General features: G+C 54.9%; 19 protein-coding genes and 1 riboswitch. Of the genes, 13 read left to right on the forward strand and 6 right to left on the reverse strand.

Going from position 1 to position 21,803, the window contains the following annotated elements:
* The first annotated feature begins 32 nt into the window (after nucleotides 1-32).
* The 9 genes from BMY11_RS19080 (at nucleotide 33) to BMY11_RS19120 (ending at nucleotide 8,840) form a co-directional block, all read left to right on the forward strand.
* Nucleotides 33-785 (forward strand): ABC transporter permease, encoded by a 753-nt coding sequence (locus BMY11_RS19080; protein ID WP_090579676.1) that lies wholly within the window; start codon nucleotides 33-35, stop codon nucleotides 783-785.
* Between the two features lie 4 nt (nucleotides 786-789).
* On the forward strand, nucleotides 790-1,968 hold the full coding sequence (locus BMY11_RS19085) for a sensor histidine kinase (protein WP_090579678.1): 1,179 nt from the start codon (nucleotides 790-792) through the stop codon (nucleotides 1,966-1,968).
* Nucleotides 1,965-2,567 (forward strand): response regulator transcription factor, encoded by a 603-nt coding sequence (locus BMY11_RS19090; RefSeq protein ID WP_090579681.1) that lies wholly within the window; start codon nucleotides 1,965-1,967, stop codon nucleotides 2,565-2,567. Before BMY11_RS19085 ends, BMY11_RS19090 begins: the two co-directional genes overlap by 4 nt.
* A 209-nt stretch (nucleotides 2,568-2,776) precedes the next feature.
* A complete protein-coding gene (locus BMY11_RS19095) occupies nucleotides 2,777-4,213 on the forward strand; it encodes an S-layer homology domain-containing protein (protein WP_090579684.1) in 1,437 nt (478 codons plus the stop codon).
* A gap of 39 nt (nucleotides 4,214-4,252) precedes the next feature.
* Entirely contained in the window at nucleotides 4,253-5,212 is a 960-nt protein-coding gene (corA, locus tag BMY11_RS19100) for a magnesium/cobalt transporter CorA (protein WP_090579687.1), read from the forward strand.
* Between the two features lie 73 nt (nucleotides 5,213-5,285).
* The gene (locus tag BMY11_RS19105) at nucleotides 5,286-5,573 is read left to right on the forward strand and encodes a small, acid-soluble spore protein, alpha/beta type (RefSeq protein ID WP_090579690.1); all 288 of its coding nucleotides are present in this window, start codon (nucleotides 5,286-5,288) and stop codon (nucleotides 5,571-5,573) included.
* Between the two features lie 154 nt (nucleotides 5,574-5,727).
* The gene (locus tag BMY11_RS19110) at nucleotides 5,728-6,411 is read left to right on the forward strand and encodes a response regulator transcription factor (protein WP_090579693.1); all 684 of its coding nucleotides are present in this window, start codon (nucleotides 5,728-5,730) and stop codon (nucleotides 6,409-6,411) included.
* Nucleotides 6,408-7,913: a sensor histidine kinase gene (locus tag BMY11_RS19115; RefSeq protein WP_090579698.1), complete on the forward strand. Its 1,506-nt coding sequence runs from the start codon at nucleotides 6,408-6,410 to the stop codon at nucleotides 7,911-7,913. The genes BMY11_RS19110 and BMY11_RS19115 overlap by 4 nt, the downstream gene beginning before the upstream one ends.
* A gap of 99 nt (nucleotides 7,914-8,012) precedes the next feature.
* On the forward strand, nucleotides 8,013-8,840 hold the full coding sequence (locus tag BMY11_RS19120) for a hypothetical protein (protein ID WP_090579700.1): 828 nt from the start codon (nucleotides 8,013-8,015) through the stop codon (nucleotides 8,838-8,840).
* 28 nt (nucleotides 8,841-8,868) lie between these two features.
* Here the strand turns inward: BMY11_RS19120 and BMY11_RS19125 are convergent, their stop codons facing one another.
* The 4 genes from BMY11_RS19125 to BMY11_RS19140 form a co-directional block, all read right to left on the reverse strand.
* Nucleotides 8,869-9,498, reverse strand: a complete 630-nt coding sequence (locus BMY11_RS19125; RefSeq protein ID WP_090579715.1) for a cyclodeaminase/cyclohydrolase family protein — start codon at nucleotides 9,496-9,498, stop codon at nucleotides 8,869-8,871.
* Nucleotides 9,495-10,370: a bifunctional 5,10-methylenetetrahydrofolate dehydrogenase/5,10-methenyltetrahydrofolate cyclohydrolase gene (locus BMY11_RS19130; protein ID WP_090579970.1), complete on the reverse strand. Its 876-nt coding sequence runs from the start codon at nucleotides 10,368-10,370 to the stop codon at nucleotides 9,495-9,497. Before BMY11_RS19130 ends, BMY11_RS19125 begins: the two co-directional genes overlap by 4 nt.
* A 95-nt stretch (nucleotides 10,371-10,465) precedes the next feature.
* Nucleotides 10,466-10,554, reverse strand: a riboswitch (ZMP/ZTP riboswitch).
* 26 nt (nucleotides 10,555-10,580) lie between these two features.
* A complete protein-coding gene (locus BMY11_RS19135) occupies nucleotides 10,581-11,762 on the reverse strand; it encodes a copper amine oxidase N-terminal domain-containing protein (protein ID WP_090579716.1) in 1,182 nt (393 codons plus the stop codon).
* Between the two features lie 79 nt (nucleotides 11,763-11,841).
* Nucleotides 11,842-12,282 (reverse strand): VOC family protein, encoded by a 441-nt coding sequence (locus BMY11_RS19140; protein ID WP_090579719.1) that lies wholly within the window; start codon nucleotides 12,280-12,282, stop codon nucleotides 11,842-11,844.
* Between the two features lie 199 nt (nucleotides 12,283-12,481).
* Between BMY11_RS19140 and BMY11_RS19145 the strand changes: the two genes are divergently transcribed.
* Nucleotides 12,482-14,386, forward strand: a complete 1,905-nt coding sequence (locus BMY11_RS19145) for a glycerol-3-phosphate dehydrogenase/oxidase (protein ID WP_090579721.1) — start codon at nucleotides 12,482-12,484, stop codon at nucleotides 14,384-14,386.
* Between the two features lie 32 nt (nucleotides 14,387-14,418).
* A complete protein-coding gene (locus BMY11_RS29395; RefSeq protein WP_256217653.1) occupies nucleotides 14,419-16,092 on the forward strand; it encodes an FGGY family carbohydrate kinase in 1,674 nt (557 codons plus the stop codon).
* A gap of 692 nt (nucleotides 16,093-16,784) precedes the next feature.
* Here BMY11_RS29395 and BMY11_RS19155 read toward each other — a convergent pair.
* Nucleotides 16,785-18,299 (reverse strand): arabinosylfuranosidase ArfA, encoded by a 1,515-nt coding sequence (locus tag BMY11_RS19155; protein ID WP_090579727.1) that lies wholly within the window; start codon nucleotides 18,297-18,299, stop codon nucleotides 16,785-16,787.
* A 200-nt stretch (nucleotides 18,300-18,499) separates the two neighbouring features.
* Here BMY11_RS19155 and BMY11_RS19160 point away from each other — a divergent pair, with 200 nt between their 5' ends.
* On the forward strand, nucleotides 18,500-19,423 hold the full coding sequence (locus BMY11_RS19160; protein WP_090579729.1) for an ArsR/SmtB family transcription factor: 924 nt from the start codon (nucleotides 18,500-18,502) through the stop codon (nucleotides 19,421-19,423).
* 20 nt (nucleotides 19,424-19,443) lie between these two features.
* A complete protein-coding gene (locus tag BMY11_RS19165; RefSeq protein WP_090579734.1) occupies nucleotides 19,444-20,427 on the forward strand; it encodes a TRM11 family SAM-dependent methyltransferase in 984 nt (327 codons plus the stop codon).
* Between the two features lie 288 nt (nucleotides 20,428-20,715).
* Here BMY11_RS19165 and BMY11_RS19170 read toward each other — a convergent pair whose 3' ends face one another.
* Nucleotides 20,716-21,714, reverse strand: a complete 999-nt coding sequence (locus BMY11_RS19170) for an aldo/keto reductase (RefSeq protein ID WP_090579736.1) — start codon at nucleotides 21,712-21,714, stop codon at nucleotides 20,716-20,718.
* Nucleotides 21,715-21,803 lie beyond the last annotated feature (89 nt).

Consider the following 21,803-nt stretch of genomic DNA (forward strand, 5'->3'; position numbering starts at 1 on the left):
CGGATAAAATATATGGAGGAGTTGAGCATACGGTGAATTCAACGATGCTTCGGGCGACGATCGCCCAGTGTAAAGCAGAACTGCTAAGAACGGTTCGAAATAAACGGTTTGTTATTTTCTCAGTCGTCATGCCAGTCATGTTCTTCTTCTTGTTCTCCAATGTTGTTGGCAATCAGAAGGTCGGCGGCGTAGATTGGTCGGCGTACTACTTGATGTCGATGACCTGTTATGGCATTATCGGCGCGAGCTTCTCTACATTCAGTATTCGGATTGCGCGCGAGCGTTCGCTCGGATGGATCAGGCTGCTCAAGATTACGCCACTACCTTCCTGGGCCTATATCGTTTCGAAAATCGCTGCTCAAGCGATTATCAACCTTGTTATCATCGTGATGATGTTTGTCATCGGAGGCTTAGGAAAACACATCGATTTGTCGGCAGCTCTCTGGATTGAGAGTGGTCTATGGATCTGGATCGGCGGCTTGTCCTTCATGTCGCTTGGAACGCTGTTCGGCTCTATGCGCAATCCTGATGCGGTTCAAGTGCTGAGTACGATTGTTTATATGGCTCTGTCGGTTCTTGGCGGCTTGTGGATGCCGACGGAATCGATGTCAGATACGATGCAAACGATCTCGAAGCTGACGCCTACGTACCGGCTAGGTCAAGGCGCGTGGAACATCATCGGCGGCGGTTCAATCGACTGGCAGGGCGTTCTCATTCTGGTCATCTATGTTGCCGTGTGCATGCGGATTTCCGCTTACATTATGAAGAAACAGGAAGCGGTGTAGCAATATGTCGGAATCATTAAGGCGGTCTCAACAAACTCGTCAGGCTGATCAGGCTCAGTCGGGTCCGCCTATGATTTTCTCTATGGTATGGCTCGTTTATCTTGTGTTTCCGCTCTACTATTTATTCCAGCAGCCGCCTCTTAAGGTGGTTCTTGGCGTTACGGCGGTTGTGTTGTTTATCATCATCTATGTGTGCAGCTTCCGGTTCGAACGGATGCGATTCTATGGCATACTCATGCTTATCGTGCTCGTTGGAATGTTCTGCTTAGCGGATGAAGGCTCCATCTACATGGCATTCTATCCAGCCCCTCTAATTGGCATGCTGATTAACCGCAAGCAGATGTACATGGCGCTTGGCGTGCTGGCAGCTCTGTTGGGTGCGACGATCTGGTACTGGTCGCTGTTCAGCAGCCTAGATGCCATGCTGCAATATTTGCCTGCGATGCTCATTATGCTGTTCATGCCGTTCGCATTCATGATCGGACGCAGATCGAAGGAGCTGAGGAAGCGGCTTAATCTGGCGAATGAAGAAATTGCGAGGCTGTCCAAGAATGAAGAGCGCCAGCGCATCTCGCGCGATCTGCATGATACGCTAGGCCACACTCTCTCGCTCATTACGCTGAAGAGCGAACTGGCCGAGAAGCTTATCCTCAAGCATCCGGAGAGGGCGGTTCAGGAAGTGAAGGACATTCAGGCGACCTCGCGTGCGGCGCTGCGGCAGGTGCGGGAACTCGTCTCGGGCATGAGCGCGCTCACCGTTCGTGATGAGCTTGCCCATGCAAAGCAGATTTTGTCTGCGGCGGGGATTGTACTAGAGGCGGAAAGCAATATGGAGCTAGAGATTCCATCCACGACGATCAACAATATACTTGGCATGTGTCTGCGTGAAGCGGTCACGAATGTCGTCAAACATAGCAAGGCGAAGCTGTGCACCGTTCGTCTGGCTGGAGAAGGCAGCCGGCTGACACTCTCGGTTTCGGACAATGGCGTTGGACTGAGCAAGTCCGACGAGAACGGCGTATGGCTGGATGCTCGCGGTGGGAATGGGATCAAAGGAATGCGGGAGCGCCTCAAGTTAATTGAGGGCAGCTTGGCCGTCGAATCTATTGGACGCGGAACGCGGCTTGTGATGACCGTGCCGCTCGTAGCGAAAGAAGCCGAGAAAGGGGGAATAGGCGGATGAAGGTCATCGTAGCGGAAGATCAAGGAATGCTGCGCGGCGCGCTAAGTGCGCTGCTCGATTTGGAGGACGACATTGAAGTGATCGGGCAAGCGGAGAACGGCAAGCAGGCGCTTGATCTCATTCAGGAACTGGTGCCTGACATTTGCGTCATGGACATTGAGATGCCTGAGATGAGCGGACTGGATGTGGCGGAGAAGCTGAAGGAGCAGGGCCATTCCTGCCGTGTTGTCATCTTGACGACGTTCTCGCGATCCGGGTATTTCCAGCGGGCGATGAAAGCGGGCGTGCGTGGTTTTCTTCTCAAGGACTCGCCGATTGATGAGCTCGGTGCGGCGCTGCGAACTGTACATGCTGGCGGCCGGGCGGTAAGTCCGGAGCTGGCAATGACATTTTGGGACACCGAGAATCCGCTCACAGAGCGGGAGCAAGAGGTGCTGAAGCTGGCGGCTGCAGGACTTACGGCTGGCGATATCGCGAAGCAGCTGTTTCTCTCAGCGGGCACGGTGCGCAATTATTTATCCGAAGCGATTCAGAAGCTGGAGGCGAAGAATCGAATCGACGCGATCGGCATCGCGGAGAAGAACGGCTGGCTGAGCTAGGTTCATACAGAGCCTCCTAGACTAGCTACATAAGCTCGTTTCGACAAGATAAGAACCTCAAGTCCGAGGATCACTAACAGGGACTTGAGGTTTATTTTATGTAGATCTTCATGCAATAAAATGTAAGTCATCCCCAGATCTGTGCTAAACTAGACTAATAGTTTCATAGCTTCATCTTCGATTTAAAGCTGTAGGAGGATCACCGAATCATGAATTACATACAACGAATGAAAAAATATGGGATTACCGTTATCGCTTTCGTCACATTAAGTGTGAGCCAATTGGACGCAAGCCTAGGCCAGGCTAATGCGGCTGCCGCTACCGGCTCTCCGAGCGTGTGGGCGCAGCAAGAGATTCAAGATGCTCTGACAAGCGGGCTCATCCCGTATGGGTTGACGAATAGCTATCAGAAGCCGCTGACCCGCCAGGAATTCAGTGAGATGGCCGTGCAGCTCTATGAGGTGCTGACCGGCGAGAAGCCGCCCGCACCGAAGGCGGATCCGTTCAAGGACACGAACAGCTACCCTGTGCTGCAAGCCTACAGCCTCGGCATTGTTAAAGGCACGAGCGCGAATACCTTCGCCCCATCCGCAAGCATTACGCGGGAGCAGCTGTCGCTCATGCTGTACAACACGCTCGCGATTGCAGGCATGCAAGGCAGGCTGACAGGTGAGCAAGGTGCCGCTCCTGTATTCGCCGATGCCAAGCAGGTTGCGGCATGGTCGAAGGATGCCGTGACGTTACTCGCGGCCAATGGCATTATGAAGGGCAACAGCTACGGCAGCCTGCTGAAATTTATGCCGCGCTCGACAACGACGCGGGAGCAGTCGATTGTGCTGGTTTATCGGATTTACACGCGGTTCGGGACTTATTTTGTAAAGGATGAGCTCGATCTATTGAATGCCTCGAATCAAACACTGCCAGTCGTCATTAAGGACGAACGGGCAAGAGCGGTTGATGTCAAAGCGAAGCAAATTCTCGCAAACATTCTGAAGCCTGACATGACAGAATATGACCGGGAGCTCGCCATCCACAATTATTTACTGCAGCATATCGCTTATGACTACGACAATTACGAGAACAACACGGTCCCGGCGGATTCTTATACAATCTACGGCTCGCTGATGAAAGGAATCGCGGTGTGCCAAGGCTATGCTTACTCGGCGCAGCTGCTCCTTACGATGGCGGGCATTGAATCGAATATTGTGACGGGTTCGGTCGATGGCGTCGCGCATGCATGGAATAAAGTGAGGATTGGCGGAGCCTACTACAATCTGGACGTTACCTGGGATGATCCAGTACCGGATGTCGAAGGCCGCCTGACCTATGGATACTTCAACGTGACGGATGAGGAGCTTCACCGTGACCATGTCTGGTCCGATCAGCTGCCTAAAGCAACGGCGATCATTTATAACTATTACACGTACAACGGGCTGACTGTGGATACGCCGCAGCAATTCGAAGAGCGGATTGAAGCGGCAATTAGAGTGAAGGCGGATTCCATTACGCTGAAGCGGCAGTATGCCGACAGCCAAGGTGCGAATGCGTGGAGTCCGATCATGCAGAAGCATGCAGCGGAAATTAGCGGCTATTCGTACACGATGGATAAGAGCGGTGTCGTCAGCTTTAAGTTTCGTTACCGATAATGCTACAATGGATGCAAAAAGAGACGGAGCGCCGCCATCATGATGCGAATAATGCTGATTACGAAGGACCATCGCGTGATGCAGCTGTCAAACCTCTCGGAGCTAGACGACCCGAAGGCCCATATCCAGTGGTACTGGGTTGATTTCTGCGAACCGACTGCAGAGGAATCGAAGCTGCTGGATGACTATTTTCATTTTCATCCGCTCGCAATCGAAGACTGTATGCTCTACCTGCAAAGGCCGAAGATGGATCATTATGAAGATGTCCACTTCTTCGTCCTTCATGCGATTGACGAGCGTACGCTCGAAGCAACGGAAGTAGATCTGTTCATCGGCAAAAACTTTCTCGTCAGCTACCACCTCCAGACGCATCACGAGATCGATCAAGCTTGGGAGAAGGTTCGCCATAAGCCGCACACCGAAGTGCATGGCAATTTGCATGCGGCTTATGCGGTGATGGATGAGCTGGTGGATCAGTATTTTCCGGCATTGCAGGCGATCGAAGATCAGTTGCTGGAGTTTGAGACGGAAGGGACGAATGAGCAAGGCTTCCGCTCGAATTTGAACCATGTGTTCGATATTCGCAACAAGCTGCTGAAGCTGCGCAAAACATTCGTTCCAATGCGGGATCTGCTCTACCGGCTGCTGAACACGCAACGAATCGAGGCTTTGCCACATTATCATCTGTTCTTCACGGATATCTATGATCATCTGCTGAAGCTCGCAGAGATGGTCGATTCCAACCGCGATATGACGTCGGATCTGCGTGATCACTATATGTCGATCAATTCCAACCGGATGAACGAGATTATGAAGACGCTGACGGTCATTACGGTAATCTTCATGCCGCTCACGTTCATTGCCGGGATTTACGGAATGAATTTCTCGAATATGCCGGAGCTGCAATGGCATGCCGGGTATTTTATCATTCTTATTGTAATGGCTATCCTGTCTGTCGGCATGTATGCCTGGTTCAAGGTTAAAGGTTGGTTCGAATGAGTGCCTGAATAGAACATTTCGCCATGGGGTACGGTAAGCGGTAGATACTCCAGAAGGAGGCGGATAGGTCAAAATGGCACGAAGAAGTCGAAGAAAGCATCTTGTCCCAGCAGCGGATGCGCAGATGAGCGCGTTCAAAGCCGAGGTGATGCGGAGGGAAGGCTACGTCGTTAATCCGAGCCGTCCTGACGATGTGAAGTACGAGGTGGCGAAATCGCTTGGGATTCCACTTGAGCATGGGTATAACGGTCAGCTCTCGACGGAGTCTGCCGGTCAAATCGGCGGTCAGATCGGCGGCGCGATGGTCAAGGAGTTAGTCCGCATGGCGCAAGAGAAGCTGGCGAATGAGGGCAGGCAATAGGAGCAATAACAGAGGCATGAACTGACGGACTGACACTGCGGCAATATAGCGGTGTCAGTTTTTTTCGTTCACCTCTTTTTTAGCCCATATTCATATTCCTTTCATATTCAACAGGTATGCTTAGAGTAACTTATTAGGATGGGGGATTGCTGCTATGCCAGCCGCTATTCTCGTTGTCGAAGACGATTATTATATTCAAGAGCTTATTGCCGAGTTTCTGCGCGCGCAGAGCTATGAGGTAGATGTAGCAAGCGATGGTTTGGAGGGCTGGAAGAAGTTTCAGCAGGCCAATTACGATCTGGTTATACTCGATTTGATGCTGCCGTCGATGAACGGCTATGAAGTGTGCCGTTTAATCCGAGAGAAATCCGATACGCCGGTCATCGTGCTTACGGCGCTCAGCGAGGAGAAGGATCAGCTGAAGGCGTTCGAGGAAGAGGCGGACGATTACGTGACGAAGCCGTTCTCGTTCCATGTGCTCATGAAGCGGGTCGAAGCGGTGCTTCGGCGCACGCGGGGCGGACAGTCGGGCGAGCTGCTGTTTGATGGCAGACTGAGACTTGATGCCGATGCATACAAGGTGTATGTCGATGGCAAGCCGATTGATACGACGACGAAGGAATTTGATATTTTGAACACGCTCATCCATAATGCCGGGCGCATTCTGACAAGGGACATGCTGCTCGACAAAGTGTGGGGCTACGACTATTACGGCGATTCCCGCATTGTCGACGCTCATATTAAGAACATTCGGAAGAAGCTCGGCATCTCCGTTATTCGTACGGTCAAAGGAGTCGGGTACTCGCTTGAAACGGAAGTCACGGCGGTGGAAGGATGACACGACGCAAAGGCATTCGGTTCAAAATCTTCCTCGTCACGACAGCGCTCCTCGTCATGTTCGCGCTGGTCATTTACTTGACGCTCTACTTCATGCTGCCGAGTTACTATAAATTAATCAAACAGGATCGTCTCGAGAGTGGCGTCAGTGAACTCGTGAAGGGCATCGACGGCAAAAGCACTACAGATGCCATTCCGCTTATGGCTCAGTTCGGTCAGGAGCATAACGCCATGATGATGCTGCGCGACAGCGACGGGAACGGGTACTACATTCCGCCGAATTTCCGCACGATGAAGAACTGGATAGGGACCGGTGACAGCTACCTCGGCCTTCGCAAGCAAATGCAGGCGGGAAGGTTTGAGGCCGGCAGCAGGGACCCTAGCGATCGAGGCATGCATCTGCTCAGCGTAGAGAGAAAAATCAAATTCGCCGAGAGCGATGAAGTATTCACGCTGTACGTGGATGCGCCGCTGCAACCGGTTGGCGAGGCTGCAGGCGTCATCCTGCTATTCCTGCCTTATATGCTCATTCCGATCCTGCTCATCGCAATTGGCGGAGCGCTCATCTATTCAAGGCTTATTGCAAAGCCGCTGCTTTCGCTGAACAAGGTTGCAAGACGTCTTGCGAAGCTGGACTTCTCCGCAACGGAGCCGGCGCTGAAGACGCGTGATGAGCTAGGGGAGCTGTCACTTAGCCTCAGCAGGCTCGCCGTTAATCTGCAATCAACGATGGGCGAGCTGCAGGAAGCGAACACGCAGCTCAAGAGCGACATTGAACGGGAGCGCGAGCAGGAATCCAAAAGGCGCGAGTTCGTGGCAACGATCTCGCATGAGCTGAAGACGCCGATTACCGCAGTGAGTGGACAGCTCGAGGCCATGATCGCGAACGTTGGGGCGTTCCGGGATCGAGACACGTATTTGCGCAAGTCCTATACGATCATGCAGGATATGGACAAGCTCGTTCATGAGATATTAGAGCTGTCTAAGCTTGAGAGTCGCGACTTCCTGCCGCTTATGCGGGAGGTGGATCTTGTGGAGCTTATCCGCGAATCGGTCGGTCATGTAAGCTACTTAGCCAATGTGAAGAACATGACGCTCGATTGCGAGCTGCCGGATGAAGCGATCATTACGGCAGATGAGCGGCTCATGTCCAAAGCGGTCTCGAATATCATTACGAATGCAGTGCAATATTCCGGTGATGAGGAGCGGGTCATTGTACGTTTGTGGGAAGAGCCAGTGAGCATAAGCGCGGATGGCGTCCGGCCGCGAATGATGTATCGGCTTGAGGTGCTCAACACAGGGGTGGCGATTGATGAGCCGAAGCTGCCGCGACTGTTCGAGCCATTCTACCGCGCGGAGCAATCGCGAAGCCGCTCAACCGGAGGCAGCGGGCTAGGATTGTATATCGTAAGCAAAGTGCTGGATGCCCACGGAGCGCAGTACAGCATAACGAATACACCGGAAGGCGTCAGGTTTAGCGTACTGCTACAAGGAGCGGCGTAACTGGCGATAGGTGCATTTCTGCTAGGCAATTGGAAGGGATTGGCGAGCTCATACCGAAATAGTAGGGGAGTAAAAGAAGCCAATTGGAGGTTAGCGCGCATGTCGGTATCCGTCGACCTTGCAAGACAATTTGTATATGCAAACGGGCTATTGTGGGAGCAAGCGTTGTTCAGCTATTTATTTGACGGCGGCTCCATCGAGCGTCTGCATAGCTGTCTGTTGAACTATAAGAACGAGGACGGAGGCTGGGCGCACGGTCTTGAACATGATATCAAATGCCCGGACTCGCATCCGCTGGCGCTAGAGTTTCTGCTGAATATTAACCGGGATACCGGAGCGCCTCTAGTTCCGCTGCTTGAGGGTACGGCGGGGTGGGTGGAGCGTAATCGCGAAGCGGACGGTTCCTTACGCAATCCAGATTCGCTGATGAAATACCCGCTCGCGCCATGGTGGAGTGGAGGCGGGCAGACGAAGCCGGATTCGATTACAGGAAATTTGATTCGGCTGGGAGTTTGTTCGGACGAGCTCAAGGCATCTACTGCCCGGTGGGCAAGCGAGGAGCTGGACATAGCGCAAATCGAGGCGAATGAGTGGCTGTTCATGGCTTATCACGCCTTTGATTACTATGTGAATACGCCAGCAACGCAGGAGCTTGCGCTGCACAGGGAAGCTGCGATTGCGAACATTATTGCTTGCGCATCCAAGGCGGAGCCGAAGCAGTACTTCTCGTACTTCTCTTTCGCCCAGACGCCGGACTCCCCGGTTGCGCAAGCGACGCCGCCAGAGCTTATAATCAAGTTCCTCGACCACCTCGCATCCTCGCAGCGCGAGGATGGAGGCTGGAATGATGAGCATGATTTGAAGCATTGGCAGGCCTATACGACTACGGTTGTGCTGAACGTGCTGCGCAATTACGGAAGGCTGTAGCTGGAATAAGATTCGAAAGAGCCGGACATTAGATTCTGTCGCGAACGACAGCTAATGTCCGGTTTTTTATTTGCTCGATGTCGGCAATCAGCGTGCTTGCAGTTGTGTTGAGTTCCTCGCCGAGCGGGTCGTCCTTGAGCGCAGCCAGGTTGATCTGCACCGTGAGCAGTGCCGACTGTGCAGCCGCTTCAAGCAAGATCGCGCCAATGCCGAGATCCGAGATGACATGCGGGTTCGTGCAGGCAGCAATGCCCTGGGTCGCTTGCAGACCGGAGCGGCATACGCGCATCAAGCGGAGCGGTACATCAATGGCGCTGATCGTTGCATCGTGAAGCACTGCCTTGCGGCGAAGCTTCTCATCGATGGTGGCTCTCGGCAGCTTGAGCGCCGCCATGTATTGATCGAATGCGCGAATATCTGCAGCAAGCAGCTCCTCGCATTCGGAGGACAGCCACGTGAGCTGATCCAGTGCTGGCGTGATGAGGTGCTGCACTTCGGCGAATTTGTCGCCCTGCGTCAGATGGCTAGCCATCGCTGACATGGCAGTGCCGAGCGCTGCGGCAACCGCAGCGGCGCTTCCGCCGCCTGGCGTTGGATCGGCGCTTGCCGCTCTCTCCAGAAAGCGGCGCAAAGAATCGTCCCAGCCTACCGTTGTCATCGGTTATTCTCCTCTCTAGTTGCTTGAAGTTGAAGCTGAATCGCATCCATCAGATTGCGAAAGAGCACAGCGGTCGTGAGCGTGCCGACGCCGCCCGGAACCGGCGATACAGCTGATGCCGCTTCGTTCACGTCAGCAGCGGCATCGCCAATGATGGAGCCGTCGGCTATTTCATTGATACCGGCATCAATGACAACGAGATCGGGATTCGGCTGCACCATCTCGCGAGTGATGATGCCCGGCTTGCCTGCGGCGACGATGGCAATATCCGCATGCCGCAGATGCGAGGCGATATCCGGCGTGCGCGAATGGCAGACGGTGACGGTCGCCTGTTCGCGCTGCAGCAGATGAAACAGCGGCAGTCCGACCGTCTGGCCTCTGCCGATCAAGGTGACGTTGCGACCTTCAAGCGGATAGCCGTAGTGCCGAAGCAGCTCGATGCAGGCTTGCGGAGTTGCCGGGTAGAGGCCCGCTTCACCTGTTAGCGTAGCCAGCTTATTGGCGGGCGTGACGCCGTCAATATCTTTGAGCGGAGAGATGTGCGCCACGATGGTTGTAACGGACAGATGCTTCGGCAGCGGCAGCTCCAGCATTATGCCATGAATCCGCTCGTCCGTGTTCAGAGACTGAATCAAGCCGGTCAGTTCATCAGCCGTAATGTCAGCTTTGAGGCTGTGCAGGTCGAACGCGATGCCGAGCTTCTCAGCCATGCGCTGCTTTGACTTGGCGTAATAAGCCGATGCCGGGTCGCCCTCAATGAGCAGTGTCGCCATACGCGGCTGGATTTCATTCCTCTGATGCTCCGAGGAGCGCGCCCGGATGCCGGCGTAGACGAGATCTGCCGCTTCTTTTGCCTTGAGCAGTCGTGCCATTGTCATGTTGATCCATTCTCCTTTATCCGTGGAATAAAAAAAGTATTCGCGCTAGGGCGCCCCTGTCTAAGAAGACAAAGGGGTGCCAAGCGCAAATACTTTACCCAGGCGAACGGTAGATGTGCCGAATGTATGCTTCCCCGTGGTTGATTCCACGTTTTTCTCGCCAGTCGCATACAGCATGATTTTGACAATAGTTTACCACAGAATCTAAGCGCCACCAATCCCGTACGAGAGAATTTCATGATGGCCATCCATGTTAGACGCTACTTCAAAGTAGAGCTTATTCCCGTCCTGCTCCTTGAATGTGATTCCGTCATAGAAGGGGGCGAGCTGCTTCGGATCGAGCTTGAATGTTTGATAGAGCGTCGTCGTCTTGCCGGATTTGAAATCGGCGATGTACAGCCACCCCTCGGTTGAGCGAAATAGCAGGAAGTCGCTATGTACAGACTCAATATCAAAAGTGGCAGCTCCCCCTGCTAGCCCTGCGAGCTCAGGGAGCGAATAGCGTCGGACAATTTGGGCGTCGCCGTTCACGAGCTGCACGTTGCGGCCATCCGTCATGACTGCCAGGTCGCCTGCTGTTACTATATTTCGAGGCGAGAACTGCCAATAGTGCGCTTGCATCTGATGAACGATTACGCCATTTCTCACGAACAAGGTGTATTCTTCGTCGTTGATTAATGGTTCCCCATGGATATGGCTAATCGTAATTAGCTCACTGTCTTTGCCGATCGAGATGACGCTCATCGTTGCCATCGGAATGTAGCCGAGGTTTAGCTTCGCGATGCTCTTGCCGATTAGCTTCTGCTGCTGACCTTTCATTTTGAAATAAAGCGCGCCTGTTGTGCCATCAAGCCGGTACTGACCGCCCTTGCCATTCGCCGTAACATATTGCGAGCCGAAGATGGATGCAATCCGGTATTTCGCGTCCCAAAGAATCGTTCCGCCGATTGCAGCGACCGCGAAGCGGGCAGGGACGTAGATGCGCTTGTTGAGCAGAACGGCTTTGCCGGCAAAAGTCATGCTGTGACCGTCCACCGTGCCTGACTGTTCACCAATACGAAGACTACCCTTGTGCGTATCGTAGGAGGCATAGATCGTTTGGCTGGCGGTGTCAAAAGAGAACGAAGCACCTGGGATGCCGCCGAGCAGACCCAGCGGGAGCAGCAGGTTGCCGTCCTTAATAATCGCTGTTGTATCCGAGGTGGTCAGCTGCATGCTGTTGAAGTAGACGAAGATCGGCTTTGTTTGCTGTGGAGCAATGTTGGCTTCTGCTTCTGCTTTGGCAGAGGCTAGTCCGGTCGGTGGTGCGGCGGCAATGCAAGTGGTTATGGCTCCGGCGATGATCATAGTTGCGGTAGCACGTTTTACGAAGGAATTGAGCTTCATTGTTGGCGCATCTCCCAATCATTGGTATAAGTTCGTATGATCGGATAGACGCACTGGGTTGGGAAAAGGTTACAGAAGGTTACAGTGTGATATATTCCATAAATTCGAGTCGATTGCCCCAAGGGTCGCTCACATAGAAACGGCGGATGGAGCCGTAAGTGTAACGGCTGATTTTATCCAGACGGCACTTAGCGGCAGACTCCGAGCTCCGTGCATCATCGTTGATTACAGTGATGCCTGCGGCAGTGATATGGCTGTGCAGCGCATCGAGCTGGTGAACGAGGAAGGCCGGATGTGCCTTTAGCGCCGGGACAAAATGCTGCTGCACCCCAATATGTACCTGATGCGAGCCGCACTGAAACCAGACTCCGCCGCGCTTCTGCAGCTCGACTGGCTTGGGAACCTCCGTCCAGCCAAGGATGCCCGCATAAAATTCCCTAGCTGCATTCTCGCAGCCTGGTGGTGCAGCAAGCTGAATGTGGTCAATTCCTTCGAACGAGAATGATTGTGCCGTGGTCATCGATGTTGTGCCTCCTTGTTGGTGAAAGTTTTATTCAGTGAAACTAAGTTTCGTAAATTATTAATATCATATATGCTGACAACTGGTATGAAATTCCTCCTGCGTTTATACTGATAAAAGAGACGATTCCGTAGGTCATATCAGCATGTAATGAAGCATATCTTGTGGAGTTTTTGCTCATAAGGAGGGCTTGCAGGCAATGAACGAACCTTTCTCGGCATCGGCACGAACGATGTATTTGGAACGAATGGCATCTGAACTATTGGATGTGCTTATCATTGGAGGGGGCATTACAGGGGCGGGCATCGCCTGGGACGCTTCGCGGCGCGGGCTGCGGGCTGGTCTCGTTGAGATGGGCGATTACGCGCAAGGTACGAGCAGTCGGTCGACGAAGCTTGTGCATGGCGGGCTGCGTTATCTTAAGCAGGGTGAAGTGAGACTGGTCGCGGAAGTGGGCCGGGAACGTGCGCTGCTGCATCGACATGCGCCGCATGTTGTTATGCCTGCGCCGATGCTGATGCCGGTGTACAAGGGCGGTACCTTCGGCTACTACGCCTCCTCCATTGGTTTATATATTTATGATCGGCTGGCAAGAGTGAAACATGCGGAGCGGCGGCGTATGTATAGGCGCGAGCAGACGGAAGCGCTGGAGCCGCTTTTGAAGCGTGAAGGTCTTCGAGGCAGCGGTCGTTACTACGAGTATCGAACAGATGATGCGCGACTGACGCTGGAAGTGATGAAGACGGCGCATCGCCACGGCGCTTCCATTGTGAATTATGCGAAGGCAGAGGAAATGCTTTATCGGGATGGCGTCATCTGCGGAGCAAGAGTGAAGGATATTCGCAGCGGGAAGAGCTACGACATCTATGCGCGTAAAATCGTCAATGCAGCAGGACCGTGGGCCGATCACGTGCGCAGCATGGATGGCAAGATTGAAGGGAAGCGGCTCATGCTGACCAAGGGAGTCCATCTTGTAGTAGACTATGCCAAGCTGCCTGTGAAGCAGGCGATTTATATAGATGTGTCTGATGGAAGAATGATTTTTATAATCCCGCGTGATGGGAAGACGTATTTCGGAACGACGGATACCTTTTATAACGACGATCCTGGCGATGTTATTACGACGCGCGCTGACCGCGATTATTTATTGACGGCGGTGAACGCGGCTTTTCCAACGGCTGCGCTGACTAGCGCAGATATTGAGTCAAGCTGGGCAGGAGTTCGGCCGCTCGTTCACGAAGACGGGAAGAGCCCATCGGAGATTTCGCGTAAGGATGAGATCTTCATATCGGACAAAGGGCTCGTTACGATTGCAGGCGGGAAGCTGACCGGTTTTCGCAAAATGGCGGAGAAGGTCGTGGATCTCGTCGCAGCGGATGTCAAAGAGGGAACCGGACGCAAGTTCAAAGGTTGCACGACGCATAAGGAAGTGCTCTCTGGCGGCGACTACAGCGGCTATCCGACCTTTGAAGCAATGTGCGAAGCACTGCTTCTGGATGGAGAGCGCCAGGGCGTACCGAAGGAATCACTGAGTGGCTGGGTTGCGCGATACGGCAGTAATGCGCCGAAGCTGCTTGCGCGATACGCCGCGTATGAACGTGCGGAAGCAAATGAGCAACGGGCTGCTGCTTCTGCGGGAGCAGGGTTGCCCGTTGCGGCTGCGAGCGAGGACGTTCGAGCGGGTGTTGGCGGAGCGGGTGGTGCCAGTGGCGTGAGTGGTGCAGGGAGTGCTGGTGGAGCAGGTGGTGCCGGCGGAGCTGGTGGAGCGAGTGGTGCAGGTGAAGCGGGTAGTGCGGCTGCTGGGCGGCGGATTACCGTCGCAGTTGGTCGTGCGGAGGCATTGCATAATGCGCGGCTGGAGTGGGCGCTGCGTGCGGAGCTTGATTTTGCGGTGGAAGAGGAAATGACGTGCAGCGCGGTAGACTTCTTGATGCGACGCACGGGGATGATCTTGTTCGACCGGGGGCGTGCGGAGAAGTTGACGGGCGCGGTCGTACGGCTGCTTGGGCAGCGGTTCGGATGGAATGAGGAGAAACGGGGGACGGAGCTGGCGAGTGTGCAGGCAGAACTGCATGCGGCGGCGGCTTTTCCAGATATGACGTGAGCTGGCTGGAGGAGGCATCGTTGACGATGGAGATGGAGAAGGGCGAGTATATATTGGCGCTTGATGAGGGGACAACGTCCTGCAGAGCGATATTATTCGATCGGCAGGGGCGGGTAGCGGCCTTCGCGCAGCAGGAATTTGCTTCGGTGTTTCCGCAGGCCGGCTGGGTGGAGCAGGATGCGGATGAAATATGGCGTACGCAGCTTGCGGTAATGCAAGAGGCAGCCAGTGGTGTGTCCGCGGATCAAATTAGTGCGATCGGCATTACAAATCAGCGTGAAACGCTGGTTGTTTGGGATGCGGAGACGGGCGAGCCGCTGCACCCGGCAATCGTGTGGCAGTGCCGCCGGACGAGCGCGATATGCGAGTCGCTGAAAGCGGAGGGCTGGGAAGCCGAGGTCCGTGCGAGGACAGGGCTTGTCCTTGACCCGTATTTCTCGGGGACGAAGCTGAAGTGGCTGCTCGATGAGGTGCCTGGGCTTCGAGCGAAAGCGGAGGCAGGGCGCGCGCTTGCCGGTACAATTGATACCTGGCTAATTTGGAAGCTGACAGAAGGCGCAGTCCATGCAACGGATGTATCGAATGCTTCGCGGACGATGCTGTTCAATATTCACTCGTTGGCTTGGGATGAAGAGATCTTGGTGAAGCTAGGTATTCCGGCTGCAATGCTGCCGGAGGTGAAGCAATCGAGCGGGATTTTTGGCTATACGCGTCTGCTCGATGCGGATGGGGCCGGGGCCGGCGTGGTTGGTGAGGCAGATAGTGCGGCTGAGTTGGATAAAGCGGATAATGCGGCTAAGTTCGAAAGAGCGGTTAAGGCTGATAAAGCCGATAATGAGGATAAAGCAGATAAAGCAGATAAAGCTGATAAAGCAGATAAAGCAGATAAAGCTGATAATGCGGAAATAGACGATAGAACCTTGCGCGGTATTCCTATTGCTGGTGTTGCAGGCGACCAACAGGCGGCATTGTTCGGCCAGGGGTGCTTCGAGTCGGGAATGGCGAAGAATACGTATGGGACAGGCTGTTTTCTTCTGACGAATACCGGCGAGGCGCCGGTTGCATCGGAGAAAGGGCTGCTCACGACGATCGCATGGCAGCTGAACGGTAGGACGACCTATGCGCTGGAGGGCAGCGTCTTTACGGCGGGCTCCGTCATCCAATGGCTGCGCGACGGGCTTGGCCTGATTGCCCATGCATCCGAGAGCGAGGCGCTGGCGGATTCGGTTGCGGACACGCTCGGCGTGTACGTTGTCCCGGCGTTCACGGGGCTTGGTACGCCGTATTGGAATGCCGAGGCGCGCGGCATGATAACGGGCTTGACGCGCGGTGTCACTTCCGCGCATCTGGTGCGCGCGGCGCTGGAGTCCATCGCGTATCAAACCGCGGATGTGCTCGGCACGGTGGCGGCAGAATCCGGCCTGCGGCTGAAGGAGCTGCGGGTCGATGGCGGTGCGGTCGCGAACAGCATGCTCATGCAGTTCCAAGCCGACCTGCTCGGCGTATCCGTCATCCGCCCGGTCATGCTGGAGACGACAGCACTCGGCGCGGCGTTCCTCGCTGGCCTCGGCGTCGGCTTCTGGAGCGGCACGGACGAGCTCCGCGCGCTGTGGGAGCTGGACCGCACCTTCGTCCCAGAGCGTGACGAAGCCTGGCGCGCCGGCGTATATGGCGGCTGGCAGAAGGCGGTTGGGTATCAGTTGTAAGTTGTTGGTTGGACGAGCGAGCGGAGCAGGGAGGGAATCCTTGCTCCGCCTTTTTGTGTTGTTGTTGGCAGTTGTGGGCTGAGAGCACATATGTGTTCTCTCGACGTTCGAAGCCGGAGAAAAGTCTGTCGAGAGCACATATAGGATCTCTCAGCGCCGAAGTGGCAGCGAGTAACTCGATTAATGCTGTTGAGAGCACGTATGTGTTCTCTCGGTGTTCGATTCCGGCGAAAAGTCTGTCGAGAGCACATATAGGATCTCTCACCGCCGAAGTGGAGCCAAGTAACTCGATTAATGCTACTGAGAGCACGTATGTGTTCTCTCGGTGTTCGATACCGAAGAAAAGTCTGTCGAGAGCACATATAGGATCTCTCAGCAACGAAGTGGAACCAAGTAACTCGATTAATGCTACTGAGAGCACGTATGTGTTCTCTCGGCGTTCGAAACCGGAGAAAAGTCTGTCGAGAGCACATATAGGATCTCTCAACGTCGAAGTGACACCGAACAACCTGTATATCACTACTGAGAGCGGGAATAGCCGCTCACAGTCACAAAAAAGAGGCATTCCCCCGCCGAATAGCGGGTTAAGCCTCTCAATACAGTAATCGGGCCCAATATGCCCGATTGAATCGCTGAGAGCGGGGAATAGCCTCTCTCAGCCCGTCTGCCTACCTCTCACCCAGCCCCGCACACTACCCCAGTTTCACGCGGATCACGTTCCACGACGCCTTGCCGAGCGAGGCGACGAGACCGCCGCCGTTGCTCTCGACCACAGCGTTGCCGCGCGTATGCGGCGTGACGTTGTTCGGAACGGCCTTCGTGTTGGCCGCCTTCAAATCGTCCGACTCGAGCACGATATGCTCGATCAGACGGAAGCTGCCGAAGCTGCGCAGATCGACCGACAGCGGCAGCGATTCGCTCAAATGACGGTTCACGGCGAACACCGTCACCTCGCCGGCTTCGGCATTGTGAACCGCGATTGCGTCTAGGTACGGAACGTCGGTGTAGTCTTTTGCATCATATTTCGGCGACTCCACCAGCGGAACGAGCACCGTGCCGCGGCCAAAAATACTCGTATGCATGTACGGGTAAAAAATCGTCTGCTTCCACGCACCGCCGCCGGTTTCTGTCATGATTGGGGCGATAACGTTGACGAGCTGCGCCATGCACGCCATTTTGACCCGATCCGCACGTTTCAAGATGCTGATGAGCATGCTGCCGACAAGCAGCGCGTCCTCGTGATTGTACACATCCTCGAGCTGCGGTGGCGCCACCGACCACGGTTCGATGCGGGAATCTGCGTCATTGGAATGATACCAAACGTTCCACTCGTCGAAGGAGAGGTGAACCTTCTTCTTGCTGCGCTTCTTCGCCTGAATATAGTCGCATGTCGCAATAACGGAGCCGATGAAAGCGTCCATGCCCATGGATTGCGCCAGGAAATTCGCCGTATCCTTGTCGCGATTGCCATAATACTGATGCAGCGAAATATAATCCACCTCGTTATAGCTCAGGTCCAGCACCGTACGCTCCCATTCCGGGAATGTAGGCATGCCGAGGCCAGAGCTTCCGCAGGCAACCAGCTCAATGCTCGGATCGACCCATTTCATCACCTTCGCCGTTTCAGCGGCGACGCGGCCGTATTCCTCCGCCGTCTTGGCGCCGATCTGCCATGGGCCGTCCATTTCGTTGCCGAGGCACCACGTCTTAATCGCATGCGGAGCCTTATGCCCGTGCTGCACGCGAAGATCGCTCCAATACGTGCCGGATGGATGGTTCGCATACTCGATCAGCTGCCGTGCTTCCTCTGGACCACGTGTCCCGAGGTTGACCGCCATCATCGGCTCTGTACCCGCTTTACGGCACCAATCCACGAACTCGCCAAGCCCGAATAAGTTAGGCTCTAACGTCCGCCATGCCAACTCCAGTCGCTTAGGGCGCAGTTCTATCGGTCCAACTCCATCCTCCCAGTTGTAACCAGAGACGAAGTTACCCCCAGGATAGCGCACGATCGGCACGTCGATGCCGCGAATCAGCTCCATAACATCACCGCGAAACCCTTGCTCATCCGCAGACGGATGCCCCGGTTCATAGATGCCGCCATATACGGCGCGTCCCAAATGCTCGATAAAAGAGCCATAAATTCGCTTATCGACCTCACCAATCGTAAAATCTTTATCCACAATTAGTTTCGCTTGCATTGACATCATGGTCACCTCTTGGTTTAATGAATATATTAATTAGTTAACAAAATAACACCACACCATTATTAAAACGCATCATGGCGGTTCCGCGCAAGTATTTCTTTTGCCAGCGGGCAGTCGCGATTTGACCGCTGTCAACTGGACCTATATACTGGCATTCGCAGACAATCGGCTATACCAGCCAAGATACGGAGTGAACGACGATGATTCGTGCAAGCTTAGACCGCAAATGGCTCCCCCTCTACGAAGCGCTTGCAAGCGATGTGAGATTGCACATCCTAGAGCTGCTCGCGGTGCAGCCGATGAATATAAAGGAACTTGCGGCGGGACTTGGCCTCAGCAGCGCAATCGTGACCATGCATGCGAAGAAGCTGGAGAAGGGCGGGCTTATTGAGACGAAGCTCGTCCGGCGGGGCGGCGGGACACATAAGATTTGCTCGCTTGCCGAAGGTCAAGTCGAGATTACGATTCCGCAAACTGCGCAGCAGAAGCGGGAGTGCCACGAGGTATCGGTGCCGGTTGGCCACTACACCAGCTTCGATATTCATCCGACCTGCGGCCTTGCTACAAGCGAGCATATGATTGGGCAGTTTGACGACCCGCGTTATTTTCACGATCCAGAGCGAATGCATGCGCAAATTCTTTGGTTCGGCAAAGGTTACGTGGAATATCGGATCCCGAATTACGTGCTGCTCGGGCAGTCGTTGGAGGAGATCGAGATAACGCTTGAGATTGGCTCCGAGGCGCCAGGTGTGCGCGTCGATTGGCCGTCCGACATTCATTTCCACCTCAATAATACGCTGCTTGGGGCATGGACAAGTCCCGGTGACTCCGGTGAAGGACGGGGCAAGCTGACCCCGGCCTGGTGGAGCAACAACTTGAACCAATACGGGTGGCTTAAGATTATCCGCATAACGAATGACGGCACTTACCTCGACGGTCAGCGGCTGTCTGATGTGAAGCTATCTGATATCGTCATGACGCGCAACAACTGGCTGCTGCGCCTCGCAGTTCCTGATGAAGCCGAGCATGTTGGCGGGCTTACCATCTATGGTGAAGGGTTTGGAAACTACAATCAGTCGATTGTATTTCGGACCTATCGTGCTGCTAGCGGCGGCCATGAATAGCGGGTTTAAGGAGTACTATAATGAGTGAAAATGTGCAAAATATTCCAAGCAAAGAAACAAGCTTCTATGCCGTATCCTGCCACGAGGATGAACAAGATTTATGCGGGATGGAGATGCGCTCGCTGTTTGGATCCGACCCGCGACATGGTTGTGTGATTTCAGATAAAAATATAAATCCGAGCAGGAGCCCATTTATCCGGGGGAAGCTTGCTATATTGCTAACAGCGGACGATTCGGCTGGTATCGCTGCGCAGGTGGGTGAGGCTGTAGCGCTTGAGGGGCGAACGTTCAAGGTCTCGTTCGTCGGCAGTGACATTCCGGTCGACTTCGAACGTCAGCGGTCGATCGAGAAGGAGATTGGCTGGCGAATCGTTGGCAAGGCTGAGATGCGCCAGCCTGATCGATTGTTCGGCGTCGCCATCGTAGACGGGCGTTACCTGTTTGGAGAATTCGAGAAGAGCGAAGCGCTCTGGCTGAAGCATAATGAGAAGCCTCAGCCGTACTCGACGGCGCTCAGCACGCGGGTTGCGCGGGCGGTTGTGAACATCGCAGCTCCTGATATTACTGCAGAGCTGCGCGTTATCGATCCGTGCTGCGGTATTGGTACGGTCCTTATCGAAGCGCTATCGATGGGAATCCCTATCGTTGGCTATGACTTAAATCCGCTCGCGCTGAAAGGAGCCCGCGTCAATCTCGCTCACTTCGGCATGCCAGACGTTGTGCGCAAAGCGGACATGACGCAGCTGCAGCTAGGCGCTGCTTCGGGTGAGCCGCCCTACGATGCTGCGATCATCGACTTGCCGTACAATTTGTGCTCGAAGCTTTCGTCCGAGGAGCGGCTCGCAATGCTGCAGAGCGCCCGCCGCCTGGCGGTTAATGTCGTTATCGTCTCTACCGAGACGATTGACGAAGATATCGCCGCGGCACGCCTCGTTGTTACGGACCGCTGCGTCGTCCGTAAAGGCAAATTCGAGCGGCAGGTTATCGCTTGCCGGCATGCCTAAAGCTATGCTGCACTTGCAAATGGACGGCGGGCGGTTGCGCCTTGAATAAAAGGGATTGCGAACTCCGCTTCAAGAGCGGGGTAAGCAATCCCTTTTCTGACCCGAGGCAATCAGGGCGTTACATTCATGAACGAACTGAAGTGGTAGCTTAGGTGCGGGTGCAGCCAGCCAAAGTATGGCTGGCTGCACCATCGCGGGGATAAGCTGCTGCAATGCGTCAGCTACCGCCGCATGCAGCGATCCGCGAACTCTGCTAGCCCTATCGGCTCGTTGCCGTTAAGCTGCACTCTACCGCTTGCAGCGGTCCGCCAGCTCGCCGAGCTCCAGCAGCTCGGAGCCGCTGAGCTTGAACGCCATTGCATGCACATTCTCCTGTGCATGCTTCGGCTTTGAAGCGCCTGGAATGGCGAACACCGTATCGCCATTCGCATGAATGAGCCAGTTCAGTGCGACCTGGCTCGGGGAAGCGTCGTACTTGCCAGCAAGCTCGGCAAGCCGGTCAACTAAAGGCCGCGTCCGCGCCAGTGCAGCGGGCTTGAAGCTGCCGCTCAGCTTGCGGCCGGCGGCAATCCCGCGCACGAGCTCGGGATTGCTGTGGAACTTGCCCGTCAGCACGCCCTGTTCCAGTGGCGAGTACGCGATAATGGCAACGCCAAGTTCCTTGGCGGTATCGAGCACGCCATTATGCTCGATGCGGCGGTCGAGCAGGTTGTATTTCACCTGATTGGACGTAAGCCGCAGCCCGTGCGCTCGCAGCGCTTTGTCCGCTTCGCGCATGCGCGCCGCAGAGAAATTGCTCACGCCGATGTGGCGGATCTTGCCCTGTTGCACCAGCTTCGCCATCTCGTTCATCTCGGCCGCAGCCGAGGAGAACGAGTACGGCTGATGCACTTGGTGCAGGTCGATAGGCCAGCCCTTCAATCGGCGCAGCCGCTCATCAATCGTGCGCGAAATGCTGCCGGCTGCCCGCATAATCGGCCACCACTTCGTCGCCACATGCGCACCGCGAGCGGCATCGCCAAGCGCGTTTAACGCGTCCGCGAGCGCTTCCTCCGACTTGCCGCCGCCGTACACCTCGGCGGTATCAAACCAGTTGATGCCCCCGTCAAGACTTGTTCGGACGATGCCGAGAATGTCCTCATCCGAGAGCACGGGCCAGAACTTGCCGACCATTCCGCTTCCCTTGCTGAACTGCCAGCAGCCGAGACCGAGCGGGGAAAGCTCCAAATCTGAATTGCCAAGCCGCCGACGCAGCTGGTCATTCGCTTCTATCGTTTGCTTCGCCATAGCACCAATTGCCCCTCTCTATGCTCAAACGTCCATTTTCCTCCATGCACCCATCGCTATCTCTGACGTCACGTCGCCGATATCTCCAG

The organism is Paenibacillus sp. OV219, from assembly GCF_900110075.1.
Taxonomy (GTDB): Bacteria; Bacillota; Bacilli; order Paenibacillales; family Paenibacillaceae; genus Paenibacillus_Z.

Excerpts from the sequence above, each read along its gene's own strand:
- BMY11_RS19145 (WP_090579721.1), top strand. The coding sequence starts at position 12,482 with ATGAACGAACCTTTCTCGGCATCGGCACGAACGATGTATTTGGAACGA.
- BMY11_RS19095 (WP_090579684.1), top strand. The coding sequence starts at position 2,777 with ATGAATTACATACAACGAATGAAAAAATATGGGATTACCGTTATCGCT.
- BMY11_RS19085 (WP_090579678.1), top strand. The coding sequence starts at position 790 with ATGTCGGAATCATTAAGGCGGTCTCAACAAACTCGTCAGGCTGATCAG.
- BMY11_RS19130 (WP_090579970.1), bottom strand. The coding sequence starts at position 10,370 with ATGGCACGACTGCTCAAGGCAAAAGAAGCGGCAGATCTCGTCTACGCC.
- BMY11_RS19140 (WP_090579719.1), bottom strand. The coding sequence starts at position 12,282 with ATGACCACGGCACAATCATTCTCGTTCGAAGGAATTGACCACATTCAG.
- BMY11_RS19120 (WP_090579700.1), top strand. The coding sequence starts at position 8,013 with ATGTCGGTATCCGTCGACCTTGCAAGACAATTTGTATATGCAAACGGG.
- BMY11_RS19160 (WP_090579729.1), top strand. The coding sequence starts at position 18,500 with ATGATTCGTGCAAGCTTAGACCGCAAATGGCTCCCCCTCTACGAAGCG.
- corA (WP_090579687.1), top strand. The coding sequence starts at position 4,253 with ATGATGCGAATAATGCTGATTACGAAGGACCATCGCGTGATGCAGCTG.
- BMY11_RS19135 (WP_090579716.1), bottom strand. The coding sequence starts at position 11,762 with ATGAAGCTCAATTCCTTCGTAAAACGTGCTACCGCAACTATGATCATC.
- BMY11_RS29395 (WP_256217653.1), top strand. The coding sequence starts at position 14,419 with ATGGAGAAGGGCGAGTATATATTGGCGCTTGATGAGGGGACAACGTCC.
- BMY11_RS19125 (WP_090579715.1), bottom strand. The coding sequence starts at position 9,498 with ATGACAACGGTAGGCTGGGACGATTCTTTGCGCCGCTTTCTGGAGAGA.
- BMY11_RS19155 (WP_090579727.1), bottom strand. The coding sequence starts at position 18,299 with ATGTCAATGCAAGCGAAACTAATTGTGGATAAAGATTTTACGATTGGT.
- BMY11_RS19165 (WP_090579734.1), top strand. The coding sequence starts at position 19,444 with ATGAGTGAAAATGTGCAAAATATTCCAAGCAAAGAAACAAGCTTCTAT.
- BMY11_RS19110 (WP_090579693.1), top strand. The coding sequence starts at position 5,728 with ATGCCAGCCGCTATTCTCGTTGTCGAAGACGATTATTATATTCAAGAG.
- BMY11_RS19090 (WP_090579681.1), top strand. The coding sequence starts at position 1,965 with ATGAAGGTCATCGTAGCGGAAGATCAAGGAATGCTGCGCGGCGCGCTA.
- BMY11_RS19115 (WP_090579698.1), top strand. The coding sequence starts at position 6,408 with ATGACACGACGCAAAGGCATTCGGTTCAAAATCTTCCTCGTCACGACA.
- BMY11_RS19170 (WP_090579736.1), bottom strand. The coding sequence starts at position 21,714 with ATGGCGAAGCAAACGATAGAAGCGAATGACCAGCTGCGTCGGCGGCTT.
- BMY11_RS19105 (WP_090579690.1), top strand. The coding sequence starts at position 5,286 with ATGGCACGAAGAAGTCGAAGAAAGCATCTTGTCCCAGCAGCGGATGCG.